This is a genomic window from Archangium violaceum, from assembly GCF_016859125.1.
Taxonomy (GTDB): Bacteria; Myxococcota; Myxococcia; order Myxococcales; family Myxococcaceae; genus Archangium; species Archangium violaceum_A.
Map to the genome: position 1 here is coordinate 9,717,880 of NZ_CP069338.1, position 14,351 is coordinate 9,732,230.

General features: G+C 67.3%; 12 protein-coding genes. 7 read left to right on the plus strand and 5 right to left on the minus strand.

Features of this window, described 5'->3' with window-relative positions:
• Window positions 1-3: 3 nt before the first annotated feature.
• Window positions 4-792 carry an alpha/beta fold hydrolase gene (locus tag JQX13_RS41055; RefSeq protein WP_239014159.1) on the minus strand — a complete coding sequence of 263 codons (789 nt, stop codon included), beginning with the start codon at window positions 790-792 and terminating at the stop codon, window positions 4-6.
• Window positions 793-1,121: 329 nt separating this feature from the next.
• Here JQX13_RS41055 and hutG point away from each other — a divergent pair, with 329 nt between their 5' ends.
• Window positions 1,122-1,919: an N-formylglutamate deformylase gene (gene hutG / locus JQX13_RS41060; RefSeq protein ID WP_203404852.1), complete on the plus strand. Its 798-nt coding sequence runs from the start codon at window positions 1,122-1,124 to the stop codon at window positions 1,917-1,919.
• A 15-nt stretch (window positions 1,920-1,934) separates the two neighbouring features.
• The gene (locus JQX13_RS41065; protein WP_203404853.1) at window positions 1,935-3,320 is read left to right on the plus strand and encodes a formimidoylglutamate deiminase; all 1,386 of its coding nucleotides are present in this window, start codon (window positions 1,935-1,937) and stop codon (window positions 3,318-3,320) included.
• Between the two features lie 9 nt (window positions 3,321-3,329).
• Here the strand turns inward: JQX13_RS41065 and JQX13_RS41070 are convergent, their stop codons facing one another.
• On the minus strand, window positions 3,330-4,484 hold the full coding sequence (locus JQX13_RS41070) for a glycoside hydrolase family 5 protein (protein ID WP_203404854.1): 1,155 nt from the start codon (window positions 4,482-4,484) through the stop codon (window positions 3,330-3,332).
• Window positions 4,485-4,781: 297 nt separating this feature from the next.
• Between JQX13_RS41070 and JQX13_RS41075 the strand changes: the two genes are divergently transcribed.
• A complete protein-coding gene (locus tag JQX13_RS41075; RefSeq protein WP_203404855.1) occupies window positions 4,782-4,934 on the plus strand; it encodes a hypothetical protein in 153 nt (50 codons plus the stop codon).
• Here JQX13_RS41075 and JQX13_RS41080 read toward each other — a convergent pair.
• On the minus strand, window positions 4,916-6,373 hold the full coding sequence (locus tag JQX13_RS41080; RefSeq protein ID WP_203404856.1) for a chondroitinase-B domain-containing protein: 1,458 nt from the start codon (window positions 6,371-6,373) through the stop codon (window positions 4,916-4,918). The two genes, JQX13_RS41075 and JQX13_RS41080, sit on opposite strands and share 19 nt — an antisense overlap.
• 314 nt (window positions 6,374-6,687) lie before the next feature.
• Here JQX13_RS41080 and JQX13_RS41085 point away from each other — a divergent pair, with 314 nt between their 5' ends.
• Together JQX13_RS41085 and JQX13_RS41090 are read left to right on the plus strand one after the other, a co-directional pair.
• Window positions 6,688-9,420, plus strand: coding sequence for a M16 family metallopeptidase (locus JQX13_RS41085; protein WP_203404857.1), 2,733 nt, complete (start codon window positions 6,688-6,690; stop codon window positions 9,418-9,420).
• 404 nt (window positions 9,421-9,824) lie between these two features.
• Complete coding sequence (locus tag JQX13_RS41090) at window positions 9,825-10,427, plus strand: hypothetical protein (RefSeq protein ID WP_203404858.1); 603 nt, start codon at window positions 9,825-9,827, stop codon at window positions 10,425-10,427.
• On the opposite strand, the gene JQX13_RS41095 is transcribed toward JQX13_RS41090, so the two are convergent.
• Complete coding sequence (locus JQX13_RS41095; RefSeq protein ID WP_203404859.1) at window positions 10,400-11,602, minus strand: glycoside hydrolase family 16 protein; 1,203 nt, start codon at window positions 11,600-11,602, stop codon at window positions 10,400-10,402. The two genes, JQX13_RS41090 and JQX13_RS41095, sit on opposite strands and share 28 nt — an antisense overlap.
• A gap of 265 nt (window positions 11,603-11,867) precedes the next feature.
• Between JQX13_RS41095 and JQX13_RS41100 the strand changes: the two genes are divergently transcribed.
• Together JQX13_RS41100 and JQX13_RS41105 are read left to right on the plus strand one after the other, a co-directional pair.
• A complete protein-coding gene (locus JQX13_RS41100; RefSeq protein WP_203404860.1) occupies window positions 11,868-12,506 on the plus strand; it encodes an autotransporter outer membrane beta-barrel domain-containing protein in 639 nt (212 codons plus the stop codon).
• Between the two features lie 20 nt (window positions 12,507-12,526).
• Complete coding sequence (locus JQX13_RS41105) at window positions 12,527-13,096, plus strand: hypothetical protein (RefSeq protein ID WP_203404861.1); 570 nt, start codon at window positions 12,527-12,529, stop codon at window positions 13,094-13,096.
• Here the strand turns inward: JQX13_RS41105 and JQX13_RS41110 are convergent.
• Window positions 13,086-14,336 carry a saccharopine dehydrogenase family protein gene (locus JQX13_RS41110; protein WP_203404862.1) on the minus strand — a complete coding sequence of 417 codons (1,251 nt, stop codon included), beginning with the start codon at window positions 14,334-14,336 and terminating at the stop codon, window positions 13,086-13,088. The two genes, JQX13_RS41105 and JQX13_RS41110, sit on opposite strands and share 11 nt — an antisense overlap.
• Between the last annotated feature and the right edge of the window lie 15 nt (window positions 14,337-14,351).

Genomic DNA, 14,351 nt, shown 5'->3' on the forward strand with positions numbered 1-14,351 from the left:
CCCTCATAAAAAGGTCTTCATGGCCGCGATGGTTTCTTCAGGCGCACTCAGGTTGGGGCAGTGTCCGGTGGCCTTCATCACTACCAACCGGCTATTGGCCAGGATCCGGTGCACGTATTGACCCACGGACTCCGGAGCGATCACGTCCTGCGAGCACTGAAGGATCAGCGACGGGGTCTTCAGCTTCGGCAGGTCGGCCCGGTTGTCCGAGAGGAACGTCACGTGCGCGAAGTGCTTCGCGATCTCGGGATCGGTGCGGCAGAAGCTGTTGGTCAGCTCCTCTCCCAGCTCCGGGCGATCCGGGTTGCCCATGATCACGGGCGCCATGGTGCTCGACCAGCCCAGGTAGTTGCTGTCCAGGGACTCCAGCAGCTCCTCGATGTCTCCCCGGGAGAATCCGCCCACGTAATCGTCGTGATTGATGTAGCAGGGGGAAGGCCCGATCAGGACCAGCTTCTCGAACCGGTCCGGCTCCTCGAGCGCGGCCAGCACCCCGATCATGGCGCTCACCGAGTGACCGACGAAGATGGATTCCTTCAAATCCAGCTCGCGACAGATCTCCAGCACGTCCTGCGCGTAGCCCCTGAGCGAGTTGTACTTGATGCGGTTGTAGGCGGAGATATCCGACTGCCCGTTCCCCACGTGGTCGAAGAGGACGAGCTGATAATCATCCTGGAAGGCCGGCGTGATGAGCCGCCACATGTTCTGATCGCACCCATACCCGTGGGAGAAGATCATCGCCTTGTGACCGCGGCCCAGGACTTTCACGTTGTTCCGCTTGATGGCGTTCATGCTCAAGAAAACCCGAATGAAATCGGAAGCTTACACCAGTCGATAGCCCACCATACCACTTCTGCCCGGCGACGGGGCGGGTCGTGGGCCTGGCGGCGCGAATATTTTAACGTTCCACACACGTGAGAACGCGCGGGCTTCGGCTGTAACGCACGTGATCTTTCTCGACAGGAATAAGACGCCAATCCTGCAACGGATTTCGCGGTACGTGAAATTCCCCCTTCGCACCGGCCGGGCTGCTCGCAGCGGGCGCCCCACCGTCTCGGCTGGGCATCTCCCCTTCCCTCCCGGTATAGATTCGCGCCCACGACACGCACGACGCGAGATCCATGGAGCCCTACCTCTTCAAGCCGGGACGCATCCCGTTGCTCGTCAGCATGCCGCATGTGGGGACCCAGCTCCCCGAGGGGCTGCACGAGCGGCTCACCGACGGCGCCCAGAGCCTTCCGGACACCGACTGGCACCTGCCGCTGCTCTACGACTTCCTCGAGGAGGTGGGCGCCAGCGTGCTGGTGGCCCGCTACTCGCGCTACACCGTCGACCTCAACCGCCCGCCGGATGACACGCCGCTCTACGCCACCGCGACGACCGGCCTCTTCCCCGAGACGCTCTTCGACGGGCGCCCGCTCTACCGCCCCGGCCGTGCTCCCGAGCCCACCGAGCGCAAGGCGCGCTTCGAGACTTACTGGCGCCCCTACCACGAGCGCCTCGAGCAGACGCTGGCCGGGTTCCACGCGCGGCATGGAATCGCGGTGCTGCTCGATGCGCACTCCATCTGCTCGGTGGTCCCGCGACTGTTCGAGGGGCGGTTGCCGGATCTCAACATCGGCACCGCGGACGGGCGGAGCCTCGCGCCGGAAGTCACCGAGCGGCTGGTGGCCACCTGCGCCGCGAGCGGCTACTCGCACGTCCTCAACGGCCGCTTCAAGGGGGGCTACATCACCCGCAACTACGGGCGGCCCACCACCGGCTACCACGCGGTGCAGCTCGAGATGGCCCAGTGCAACTACATGGACGAGGACGCGCCCTTCACCTTCCGCGAGGAGCGTGCTGCGGCCCTCCGGCCCACGCTCCGGCGCTTCGTCGAGGTGCTGGCCGACTTCGCCCGCTCCGGCGGCCGCTCCTGAGCACGAGGACTTCCCATGAGCCGTGAGACGAGCCTGTTCTGCCGCTCCGTGCTGCTGACGGACGGCTGGGCGGAGGATGTCCTGCTCCGGTTCGATGCCCGGGGCGTCATCTCCGCGGTGGAGCGCGGGGCGAAGCCCGAGGGCGCGCGGGCCCCGGGGCCGGTGGTGCCAGGGCTGCCCAACCTGCACTCGCATGCCTTCCAGCGAGCCATGGCCGGACTCGCCGAACGGGCCGGCCGCACCGAGGACGACTTCTGGACGTGGCGGGACACGATGTACCGCTTCCTCGCCCGGTTCACCCCCGAGGGCCTGCAGGCGGTGGCCGCGCTCCTGTACCTGGAGATGTTGAAGGCCGGCTACACCTCCGTCGCCGAGTTCCACTACCTCCACCATGACCAGAATGGGACGCCGTATGCCGACCGGGCGGAGAGCTCGCTCCGCGTCGTGGCCGCCGCGCGCGAGACGGGCATCCGGCTGACGCACCTGCCCACGCTCTATGCCCACGGTGGCTTTGGCGGACGCGCCCCCTCCGAGGGACAGAAGCGCTTCCTCCACACGGTGGAGGGGTTGCTCGGCGTCGTGGAGTCCGTGAGGCGGGTGACGGCGGAGGAACCCGCGGTGCGCGTGGGCCTGGCGCTACACTCGTTGCGCGCCGTGACGCCCGAGGAACTGCGCGAGGCCCTCGCCGGCATGCGCGCGCTGGACGCGCGGGCGCCGATCCACATCCACATCGCCGAGCAGGTGAAGGAGGTGGAGGACTGCCTGGCCTGGAGTGGAGAGCGCCCCGTGCAGTGGTTGCTGAATCACGTGCCGGTGGATGCGCGATGGTGCCTGGTGCACGCCACGCACCTCACCTCCGAGGAGGTGGCCCGGCTGGCCGCCAGTGGCGCCGTGGCCGGCCTGTGCCCGACGACGGAGGCCAACCTGGGGGATGGTCTCTTCCCCGCGGTGGACTACCTGCGCCAGGGAGGCGTGTTCGGAGTCGGCTCGGACAGCCACATCAGCGTCAGCGCGCCGGAGGAGTTGCGCCTCCTGGAGTACGGCCAGCGGCTGGTGGCACGGCGCCGCAACGTGCTGCGTGTGGGCTCGGAGGAATCGGTGGGGGCGGGCCTCTACCGCGCCGCGGTGGCCGGAGGGGCCCGAGCGCTGGGGCTGTCCGCGCCCGGGCTGGAGGTGGGCGCCCCGGCCGATCTCGTCGTCCTCGACGCGGAGCACCCCAAGCTCTACGGGCGCACGCGGGATGCGCTGCTCGACTCCTACCTCTTCGCCAGTGGGAGTGACTGCGTCCGCGACGTCATGGTGGCCGGACGCTTCGTGGTGCGCGAGCGGCACCATGAAGCGGAGGACTCCCTGCTGGCACGTTACCGGCGCGAGCTGGACCGGCTGCAGGCCATGGCCTGACCTGGAAGGCTACTTCGCGGAGGCACAGCGGCTGTCCGCGTAGTTGCCGGTGAAGGCGCCGAGCTTGGGCTTGTTCTTAGAGAGCGCCCACAGCTTCTTGCCGAAGTCCGTCAGGTTGGTGGGGTTGGACCAATCGTTGACCGCGTGGAACTGGCCAGAGCTGGTCAGGAAGAACGTGTCATCCCAGTTCGGGGTACCGTGCCATCCGATGATGCCCACCCCATAGGCGGGCGCGTTGTTGAAGGCCACCAGGCTTCCCGCCTTCAAGCGGGGCACGTCGCCGTCGGTCTTGTTCCAGCCCGTCTCCCCCACGATGAGCGCGAGCTTCTTGTCCTGCACCGACTTCACATACGAGATGAACTCCGCGTTGTGAGGCGAGCTGCCGCCGGCCTCGGCCCACGCGTTGTACATGTGGATGGAGAAGAGGATGTTGCACTGGTCCTTCGCGAGCTCCGGCCCGTAGCGGGGGATCAGGTTTCCCGGAATGCCCCAGCGGTTCCACTCCTGCCCCGCCACGCCGCCGTCGATGACGATGATGTTCTCCGCGCCCGTGGCCCGGATGGCGTTGCGCAGCGTCTTGTGGACGCTCAGGTAGTTCGCCTCCGACTGGCCCCAGGTGGGCTCGTTGAGCAGGTTGAACCAGACGAAGGTGTTGCTCTTGTACTTCTTCGCCAGGGCGACCCAGGCATCCCGGGTCTGGTTCAACTTCGTCGTGTCGATGCTGTTCCCGTTCCACACCTTGTCGTGGAACTCGATCATCACGACGATTCCCCTCGAGGTATAGGCCTGGACGATGCGGTCGATCTTGTCGAAGTTGGGCTTCGACAGGTCACCCGACACGAGCCCCTTCGTGTTGAACTCGGGGTGTGGCAGCTGCGCGCCGTTGATGCGGACGATGTTCCACCCCCACTTCTTGGCCGCCTCGGCGTGGTTCTCCGTATCGCGCTGGAAGAAGTCCCACCCGTCGAGGTTGGCGCCCACGGGATAGAACTTGTTCCCGCTCGGACCCACGATGTCCTTGCCGACGATGTAGAAGCGGCCGGTGGGGTTGGCGACGGCGGCCTCCTCGGTCCCGAGCTCCTCGTCCGCCTCCCACTCGGGCCCTCCACACGCGAGGAGCCCGAAGGCCAGGAGGCACGCCATCTTCATCGGTCTGCGCATCATTGATTGTTTCTCCGGGGGGGATTCGGCCAGGAGTGGCCTGTTGCGCCCGGTCAGAAGCAAGTCCAGGGCCAATTACCGCTTTCCCCGACGATCCAGGAACTTGCTTCACGCCCCGCGCGCGGCGGCCCCGTTCCCTCGCCTCGACTGTCCTCTTCCGAGGACAGGACCTGTTCACTCGACAGGACAGGTCCCGGACGGTGGCTCCATCCTGGAAACCCCCTATGGGTTTCCCATGCACTCCCCATGTCACATCGGCGGGGCCGGCACTCCATCCGATGACGTGAAAGGAGACCCCTCATGCTGGAGCTTCGCCCCCCCCACCTCCTGCTCCGTCCCCTCGGTCCAGTGGCCTCCTTCCGGGTCATGGAGCGGCTGGGGATGACCCGGGTGGGAGAGCGTATCGTCGGACCCCGGCGGGTACGGGCGCTGTATTACCGGCTCACGCGCTGACGGCGGCGCAACACGGCCGGCACGAGCAGGGAGAGGAAGGTGGCGGCGAGGCCGGAACTGGTACTGCAGCCACCCTCGTCGTCCTGGGGCTCCTCGGCGGAGCCTCCACCCACGCCGCCCCCGGTGCCACCGTCACCTCCCGTCCCCGTACCGCCATCCGCTGGCTTTCCGCCGTCCGGGAGCGTTCCGCCGTCCGAGGGCGTGCCGCCGTCCGGGGGCGTGCTGGTGGTGCCGCAGTCGCCCAGCGAATGCTCCAGCGCGCCGAGCGTGTAGGCCCCCGACGACGGCCGTGGCCGGGCGCAATGGTCGTCCGTCACCGAGGAGCGCGCGGCGGCACCGCCGATGAGTTTGGAGACGTTGCCCTCGATGCGCAGGTCTCCGGCCAGCGGCGCCACGTACCAGGAGTCCCAGGTGGCCGAGGTCACGTTCATCATGTTCGTGCCGGCGGTGAAGGTGCCGCCCTCCCGGGTGCGGATGACGGAGGACAGCACGTTGCCGTGAGCCTCGCCGGTGGAGGAAGCGTAGCGGAAGTCCACGCCGGTGGTCGCGATGAGCGTGTTGAACAGCACCTTCGTGTTGGCGGCCTTGTTCAGGTAGATGGCCACGTCCGAGCAGTTGATGATGACGTTGTTGCGCAGGATTCCATCGGAGTGCTCGGGGTTGCAGGGAACGGCCGGGTCGAAGGCCGGCGCGCAATAGGCGTTCCCCGTGCCACCACCCCCGAAGGACAGGCCGATGCGCGTGTTTCCGGCGGGGGCATCCTTGGTGCAGATGACGCGATTGCGCTCGAAGACGCCGCGCTTGCCACCGCTCTTCATGAACGCGCCGTAGGAGATGCCGTTGTTGGCCTTCGAGAAGTCGTGGATGGAGTTGTCGCGGACGATCCAGTCGTCACCGGTGTCGATGTTGAGCTTGGTGACGGGCGTCGACGTGTTCCGGATGCGCGTGTCGTAGATCTCATTGTTCTCGATGAGCCCCCGGTGAGGGATTTCGTAGACGCCGCTGGCGTTCTTCGTCGCATTCACCTTGAGCTGGGCGTTGAAATCGCGGACGCGGCTGTTGCGCAGGACGAAGTTCTCCGCGTGGCCCGTGACGTGGAACGCGTGCTCGCAGTTCTGGTCCTGGGCGCAGACCCCCTCGATGGTCAGGCCATCGAAGACCCAGTACCTGCCTGACACCTTGAAGCCCTCGGTTGCGTTGAACCGGATGAGGGCCGCGTGCCGGTTCGCGGCCCTCACGATGATGGGCTGGGACGCGGAGCCATCCGCCGCACAGTTCAGGTTCGTGTTGACGGCGTACGTACCGTCCGTGAGGACGATCTCGTCGCCGGCCCGGACGGAGGCGAGCGCTGACTGCAACTCGGTGACGGTGGAGACGTTCTTGACCGCGGCGAGGCTGGTGCTGGACACCAGGATCAGCGCCAATGACGGGATTCGCATGGTGGCTCTTCCTCCAAGAAGAGTGGGGGGGGTGCCAGTCTGCCTCGGTTCCGTCACGCGTCGTGGGTCAAATCCTCCGAAATACCTTCAGCCCGTGACGCGGGCGTGACGGACACCCCGCCCGCGCCTGAGAGTGGATGCCGTGCCTGTATACATGCCAGACTGCCCGCCACACCCAATGCCAGAGCTGCCCGGCTCCAATGGATGATGGGGGGGGCGGCAGTCTCGGGAATGCACTCATGTTCATGAGCCATCCGTCTTGTTCGGAACGCAGCAGGGCCGTGCGTCCTTCTTCTTCTGGCTGGGCGCCTCGTGTGAGCGCGCTGCTCGTTTCCCTCCTCCTGCTGAGCCCACTCGCGTGCTCCACCCTGCCCTCCCGTGGCCAGTTGGTGATGCGCGATGTGAACTTCCCACTGCGCGACCTGAGGTTGCCCTCGGGCATGCGCGTCATCGTCGAAGAGGATTCTCGCAGTCCCGTGGTGGCGGTGGTGAGCCTGGTAGGCGTTGGCTCGGCGAACAACCCGTCCAAGCAGGAGGGGCTTGCCCACCTCGTGGAGCACCTCACCTTCCGAAGCAGGCCGGATGCGAAGTCGAACGTGTGGACGCTGCTCGCTCGCGCGGGGGCGGGTGAGGTCAACGCCTTCACCAGTCTGGACTACACCCTGTACCACGCCGCCGCGCCCAAGGAGGCGCTGGCCGAGCTGCTGCGCATCGAGGGCCATCGCCTCCGGGCTCCCCTGGCCGGCGTCGACGCGAAGGTCTTCGAGGTCGAGCGCGAGGTGGTGCGCAACGAGCTGCGTGAGCGCAACGAGACGGGTTACACCGGCCAGGTCTTCACCTGGCTGCAGGAGGCGTCCTTCCCCGCCGGGCACCCCTACGCGCGCTCGTCCATCGGCACGCACCAGTCGCTCTCGGCGCTCACCCTCCAGGACGCTCGCTCCTTCGTGCGCCAGCACTACCGCCCGGAGAACATCACCCTCGTCATCGTGGGGGACGTGGACCTGGCCACCATCGACAAGCTCGTCGCCGAGCAGCTTCCGCCGGCGCTCGTCGGAGAGGGCATTCCGCTCGCTCCCGACAAGCGGTTGCCGGAGCAGCCCCCTGAGCCCCCCCTCGTCCCCAAGGCCCCCCTGGCGCGCTACGAGGCCGCGGTGCCCACCCCCGAGCTCTACATCAGCTGGGTGCTGCCGCGTGGTTTCGACTCGGCCAGCGCCATCCACGACTTCGTTCGCACCGCCATGGCGCGCGAGCTCTGGGCCTCGATGAGGGAGGATGGAGACATCGCCGGCATCCAGACCGATCTCGTTCCAGCCCGAACGGCCTCGCTGCTGGTGTGCCGGATCGTCCTGCGCCAGGGCGCCCATCCGGAGCGGTCCGCGGAGGCGGTGCTCAACCAGCTCTTCCGCGTGTGGAACACGTCCGGTGATGCCACGGAGCAGCTCGTGCGCAATGCGCGCTTCGGCGAGATGCGGCTGTCGGCCATCAGCGACATGGCACTGGAAGCCGAGCACGTCGTCAGCCGCGCCGTGCGGCGGGCCGAGCTCACCCACTTCAACCTCGATGCCCGGGCCTACTCGCGCTCACTGCAGGCCCTGGCGCAGCTGAGTGCCTCGGACATCACCGACTTCGCCTACAAGTACCTGCCCCGCGAGCGTGCCCACGTCGTCTATGTCAGCCCGCTGGGCACCACGGTGTCCGACACGAGCACCTCCCCCGTGGGGATTTCGGTGTCCTCGAGCGAGGACGATGCCGAGGCACAGGTCCTCGCCACGCTGGTTCCCCGAGTCCCCGCTCCGGGCGTCGCGAGCTACCGCACGGTGCGCCTGGAGAACGGGCTCGAGGTCATCATCGGCAACCGGCCCGGAATGCCCCTGGTGACGGTGGGGCTCACCCTTCGCGGAGGCAGCTCGGACACCGGCCCGCTCGGGGCGGCGGAGCTCGCCAACCGGCTCGCATATCCCGAGACCAACCGGGCGGGCACCCCCAGGCACTTTGGCTTCCGCATGAGGCGTCTCGTGGGGCGAGATCATGTCCAGTACGTCCTCTCCGGCGCGGCGGGCAACGTGGGCAACATGCTCGCCATCCTCTCCGAGGAGATGTCCTCGATACGCACCGAGGACTCGCTGGTGCGCTACTACAAAGAGGAGGTGCTGCCCTACATCCGCTCCGTGGAGGCCTGGCCGCAGATGGTCGCCGAGCGCGACTTCCGCAAGGCACTCTACGGAGATCACCCCTATGGCCAGGTGGCCACCGCGAGCGACGTGGAGACGATCTCGACCCGCGCCATCCATGAGTGGCTGAAGCAGACACACCATCCAGCCAACGGCACCGTGGCCATCGTGGGCGAAGTGGATGTGGATCAGGTGGAGCAGCTCGCACGCGAGTGGCTCGGCCGCTGGCATGCGAAGGGCGATGGCCTGCCCCTCGCGGCACCGCCTCCCCCGGAGCAGAGCATCGTCGGCAAGCCCCGGTTCGTCATCACCGAGCGTCCGGGCGCCACCCAGGCGCAGCTGCAGGTGGGTTGCCTCCTGCCCACCCCGGACGAAGCCGCGGCGACGCGCTATTCGGTGCTCGCGGAGTTGGCGAGCGAGCGGCTCACCCAGGCCCTGCGTCACGAGCTGGGCGCCAGCTATGGCTTTCACGGCTCCAGTGCCCTGTTTCGTGGCGGCACCTCGCAGCTCGTCCTTCGCGGCACGGTGGACAACGCCCACCTCCCCCATGCGCTCAAGGCCTTCACGCAGCACCTCGCGGAGCTCTCCGCGGGCACCTTCCGTCCGGGTGAGCTCGCGCGCACCCAGAGGCGGCTCCTCAACGACTACGCCGTGTCGCTTGGCACCTCGGGAGAGCGCGTCACCGCGGTGCTCAGTGCCCGCAACCTCGGCTGGTCCCTGGGCGCGGTGGACGAGCTCCCCGCCCATCTGTCCGCCGTGACGGAGAAGGCGGTGAGCCAGGACTTCACCGCGTGTACCCAGGGGCGATTCGTCTTCTCCATCCTCGGAGACCCGGCGGTGGTGCGGGCCGCGGTGCAGGAGATGCCCACGCCGTAGCCTTGCCGATGCAGGATGGCGGCGCCAGCGCCTACCGCGAACAAGCTGTTCCCAACGCCCCAAAGCCCCATCAGTTCCCGGCGCGTACCGCTCGAGATGGGGGTCCCACCGTATTCAGGACGGGCGCGAACGCTGGCAAGACGATCTCGATCGCCTTGCATGTTGGTACACCTCTCCAGCCGCGGGAGGCTCAAACGAACACCTGCCTCCTCGTTGTCGGAGAGGCGCTGAAACCATTTGAAATGAATCGCCTCCAGATGACAGACATGTTGCCTCCGCAGCTGTGACAGCCCTCACACTCCAGGGTTGAAGTGGCGCACAGACCCGGTGGAGAGAGCAGTGGAGGTGACGATCTCCTCTGGATGCCAGCCAGCCCCAGGGGCAGAGCGGTGTAGGGTCGTTCCATGGCACGCAGTCCCTTGGGGGCGCGCAGGATGTTGCTCCTCGTCATCGCGACGGTGGTTCTCGCCTACCTGGTACTCTGCCTCCAGGTGTTCCTCTTTCAGAGGAACATCCTCTTCCCGGTGCCTCCAGGGGCGCGCGAGCCGCAAATGCCCGGCGCCACGCTGCTGCGGATTCCTGGGAGGGAGGGCTCGACGGTCTACGTGCTGCACATACCCGCGCCGCCGGGAGCGCCAACGGTGGTGCACTTTCATGGCAACGGAGACCAGCTCGCGGACCAGATCCCGGTGGCGTGGCGCTTCAAGGAGGCCGGGCTCGGCTTCTATGTGATGGAGTACCCGGGCTATGGGCTCGCGGCGGATGGGGGAGGACACTGGGCCGCTTGTTCCCTCGCGCCACCGTGCGGCTCGTGGAGGGGGCGACCCACAATGATGTGTTCTACACGCCAGGCGTCCTCGAGGAGCTGGTGCGGTTCGCGCGAGCTGGGGCGTCACACGTGGACACGGGCCACCCCGAGCCATGATGGTTGGGAGACAGGCTTCGAACCCGTCTCCCCGTGGAAGCCGAGGCTCCGGTCCTACTTGCGCTGCCAGACCCGGACGTAGTCGACGTACATGTACATCGGGAAGTCCGCCAGGTTGGGCTCGGCATTGCCCGTGAACTGACCGCCCAGGGCCAGGTTCAGGATGATGTGGAACGGCTTCTGGAACTCCTCCTTGTTGCTCGCCGTGATGTCCACGGTGTGCACCGGCGAGGGGTTCGTCTCACGGTCGACGTACCAGCGGATCTGCGTGGGCTCCCACTCGATCGTGTACAGGTGGAACTGCGTGACGTTGCCCACGTAGATGTTGCCCGGCTGATCGTTGTTCATGCCGTTCGCCCACGGATAGAGCCCGATGCGCGAGTCCCAGAACAGGTTCTGGTACGTGTTCGTCTCGCTGTTCTTGTGCTCCATGATGTCGATCTCGCCGCAGCTGGACCAGTTGGACGCCATCACGTCGTAGTGGCTCATCGGCGCGGCGTAGTTCGTGGTCACGGTGTCGTCGCACGCCGTCCCCATCATCCAGAAGGCCGGCCAGGTGCCAATCGCGTTGGGCATGGCGATCCGGGCCTCGATCCGCCCATGCGTCCAGGAGCGCTTGCCCTTGGTCGTGATGCGCCCCGAGCGCTGGTACCAGTTACGGCCGGCGATCACCGTGGGCGTGGTGTGGTACTCGGCCTTGATGACGAGGTTGCCGTTCTGCACGTACGTGTTCTCCGGCCGGTACCACTCCCACTCCCCGTTGCCCCAGCCCGAGAAGGCCCCCGCGCCCGGATTCCAGCCGTTGCCGACGTGGTAGCTCCAGTTGGCCGCGTTGGGCTGACCGCTGCCGTCGAAGGTGTCCTCCCACACCACGGTCCAGGAACCGCCAGGATTGGGGTTGGTGCCGGACATGGAGAACTGCGCCCACGCCGTGTCCGTCGCGCCGCCGGAGTAGCTGCCGATCGTGAAGAAGTAGCGCACCGTCGCGCCCGTCGGCACGCCCGTGACGTTGTACGTATGATTCGTGCCGCTGGCCGTCATCCGGACGTTGAGCTGCGTCCCACCATTGACCTGGTAGTGCAGATCCGCCCACGGCGCGTCGTTCACGTAGAACCGCACGCTGGTGGTGGAGGTGATCGTGTAACCCGACGTGGCCGCGGACGCGCCCGTCGCCAGCAGCACGGCGAACATCAGCACCATCCACCGCACCGCCAGAAACCCCCGGACTCCAGCCTTCGTGGATTCACCGCGATTCATCTGTTGCTCCTCACTTGGGGTAGGGAGGACCTGTCATTTTCGAGATTCCGACAAGCCCGGTCTCGAGCGCTAATCCAGGAAGTCGGAGAATCGCAATGACAGTGTGACAGGAGTCTGATTGATTCGTACTTTCGCAAACATTAGACTGGGGCCGCGTTGTCCGAGGGGGGCCCACAGTGAGTTCGAGCACATTCGTTCGAGGAGCTGCTACGACCCCTCGGAGGCCGCGCGTCCATGACCATGGACAGCTTCCAGGAACCTCCTCATGCCCTTGATTCGACTCGCCCTGGCGCTCTCTCTTGGGAGCGTCGCGCCCGACGCCCCGGCGTCCCAACCCGAGGCGGTGGTCGCCTCCCCTCCCCCCAGTGCACCCACTGAGCCCGGTGCACCCAGCGTCAGGCCCCACACGCGCTGGGGATTGATGCTCGACGGGGGCCTTCCCGATCTGGCGGGCGCCTCGGTGCTCTACCGCCCGTTGCCGTGGCTGCGTTTCAGCGGAGGCCTGGCGACCAATACGGCCGGCGTGGCGGTGCGCGCGGGCGTCGGCGTGGCCTTCTACTTCCCCATCACGCCCTCCCTGAATGTGGATGTCGGCCACTACTTCGGTGCCGACTACCGCCCGCTCTACCAGAGGCTCGGCGGCTCCAGCTCCGATGAGGGCGCCGAGCTGCTGAAGGATCTCAGCTACGACTTCGCCTCCGCCACCGTCGGATTGGAGCTCGGCTCACCGCGCCACTTCGTCTTCTTCGTGCGCGCGGGCATCAGCTACTGGTCCTTCGACGCTGGGAATTCCGAGGCCTTTCTCCGGACCGTCTTCGAGGACCCGGGGATCAGCGCGGATCCCGTCGGGCTGCGATTCACCTCCCCCTCGGCGAAGCTGGGCTTCCTCATCTACTTCCGTTGATTCCAGGGACAGAGATCACCATGAGCCATCTTCGACGCGCCTTGCTGCTGCTGTCCCTGTCCGGATTCCTCGGGGGCTGCTCGGACTTCTCCTTCAAGGACCTCTTCTTCGTGGAGTTGGAGGAGGAGCGGATGTGCAAGCAACTGGAGGACTTCGTGATGCCGGCGGCGCCGCCGGGGTCCTATGAGGTGAGCACGGTCCTCCCCTTCTCCTTCCCCGGCAGCATCGAGAGCGACACCGTGGGTTCGCTCACCCTCCAGCTCACCGAGGTGACGCTGCAGACCGACGACAACTCCCGGTTCGACACCATCGACGAGGCGATGCTGGCGATGCGGCCCGAGGGCGCCACCGACCTCTCCCAAGCGACCATGCTCCTCGCCTACGAGCGACAGCCAGGAGCCGGCGTTCAGGGCGTCCAGCTCCGGGGTGAGGAGGTGGACCTGACCCGGTTGAACCGGGACGGCCCGGTGGAGCTCTACCTCCAGGCAAAGGGGGCACTCCCCAACGAGGAGTGGACCCTGCGCGGACGGGCCTGCATGGCCTTCAGGGTCCGGGTCAACTACCTCTACCTGCTCCTGCCTACCCCGTGACCTCGAAGGTCATGTCCGCCCGCCGCAGGCGCTCGACGAGCTTCATGCCCATGCTCGAGGCGGGGGTGAGGACGCCGCCCTCCTTGGGGATGTCGTCGAAGGCGAGACACAGGGCGGACTCGGAGAGCATCCGGGACGTGGCCGCGTAGCCGGGATCGCCCCGACCGGCCACCTTCCCTTCCAGCCGCACGGGGCGTCCGGTCTTCGCGGACGTCCCCTCTCCTATCAGGCGGATCTCGAAGGAACCCCGCTCGCGCTCCTCCTCCGAGGGACCCTCCCCGGGGGCGAACCGCTTCTCGATCAGGCGCCTCACCGGAGGAATGCTCGCGGCGGCGAAGAGGCCACCGACGAGCCCCGCGGACATGCCGGCCGCGGAGAGCATCCCCTTCACGCCCGGCCCGAAGCTCGACGCCTCGGAGTAGAGGAAGTCCTGGCCCCAGGGGTAGCCGAGCAGCGCGTTGGAGCGCCGCACCACGCGGGTGTTGACGGCCGCCATCACGAAGGGGCCCGTCCACCGCCCGAGCTCCGCGTCGTAGCGCACGCCGAGCTGATCTCGCTCCTCGGGACGACCGCGCCGCGGCTCCGGGTCGAGCGCATGGGGATTGCCGAGCACCCGGCGCACGGAAGGGTCCGCGCGGGTCTCGTCCACGGCCTGCAGCATGCTCGCCACGGTACCCCCGCTGACGCCGCCGCGGAGCTTCGTCACGAGGTAGCGCACGCGGTTGCAGTGTGAGCCATGCTGCTGCCGCATGTGCTCCTGGATCACGAGCACGCCCAGGTCCGAGGGGATGGAGTCGAAGCCACAGGTATGGACGATGCGCGCCCCCGTCTCCCGGGCGCGCGCGTGGTGGGCGTCGATCGTCCGACGCATCCATTGCACCTCGCCCGTCAGGTCGCAGTAGTCCGTTCCGCTGCGGGCGCAGGCGGCCACCAGCTCGTCACCGTGGCGCGCGTAGGGACCCACGGTGGTGATGACCACGCGCGTGCGGGCCACCAGGGCGTCCAGCGAGGCCGGGTCCTTCGCGTCCCCGAGCACGAGGGGAAGGCTGGCACAGGCGGGGTGCTTCGCGGCGAGCGACGCGCGCACCTGCTCGAGTCGTGCGCGGTCCCGGCCGGCGAGGGCCCAGCGCGCCCGGTGGGCGTCCTGGGTTCTCGCGAGGTATTCGGCGACGAGGCGGCCGGTGAAGCCGGTGGCGCCCCACAAGATGATGTCGAATTCGACGTTCGCTGTCTTGGGCATGGGGCGCCGACCATA

What these genes read in the sequence shown, in the direction of transcription:
- JQX13_RS41090 (WP_203404858.1), top strand. Translation starts at nt 9,825, where the DNA reads ATGGCACGCAGTCCCTTGGGGGCGCGCAGGATGTTGCTCCTCGTCATC.
- JQX13_RS41070 (WP_203404854.1), bottom strand. Translation starts at nt 4,484, where the DNA reads ATGATGCGCAGACCGATGAAGATGGCGTGCCTCCTGGCCTTCGGGCTC.
- JQX13_RS41105 (WP_203404861.1), top strand. Translation starts at nt 12,527, where the DNA reads ATGAGCCATCTTCGACGCGCCTTGCTGCTGCTGTCCCTGTCCGGATTC.
- JQX13_RS41095 (WP_203404859.1), bottom strand. Translation starts at nt 11,602, where the DNA reads ATGAATCGCGGTGAATCCACGAAGGCTGGAGTCCGGGGGTTTCTGGCG.
- JQX13_RS41075 (WP_203404855.1), top strand. Translation starts at nt 4,782, where the DNA reads ATGCTGGAGCTTCGCCCCCCCCACCTCCTGCTCCGTCCCCTCGGTCCA.
- hutG (WP_203404852.1), top strand. Translation starts at nt 1,122, where the DNA reads ATGGAGCCCTACCTCTTCAAGCCGGGACGCATCCCGTTGCTCGTCAGC.
- JQX13_RS41065 (WP_203404853.1), top strand. Translation starts at nt 1,935, where the DNA reads ATGAGCCGTGAGACGAGCCTGTTCTGCCGCTCCGTGCTGCTGACGGAC.
- JQX13_RS41110 (WP_203404862.1), bottom strand. Translation starts at nt 14,336, where the DNA reads ATGCCCAAGACAGCGAACGTCGAATTCGACATCATCTTGTGGGGCGCC.
- JQX13_RS41080 (WP_203404856.1), bottom strand. Translation starts at nt 6,373, where the DNA reads ATGCGAATCCCGTCATTGGCGCTGATCCTGGTGTCCAGCACCAGCCTC.
- JQX13_RS41055 (WP_239014159.1), bottom strand. Translation starts at nt 792, where the DNA reads ATGAACGCCATCAAGCGGAACAACGTGAAAGTCCTGGGCCGCGGTCAC.
- JQX13_RS41100 (WP_203404860.1), top strand. Translation starts at nt 11,868, where the DNA reads ATGCCCTTGATTCGACTCGCCCTGGCGCTCTCTCTTGGGAGCGTCGCG.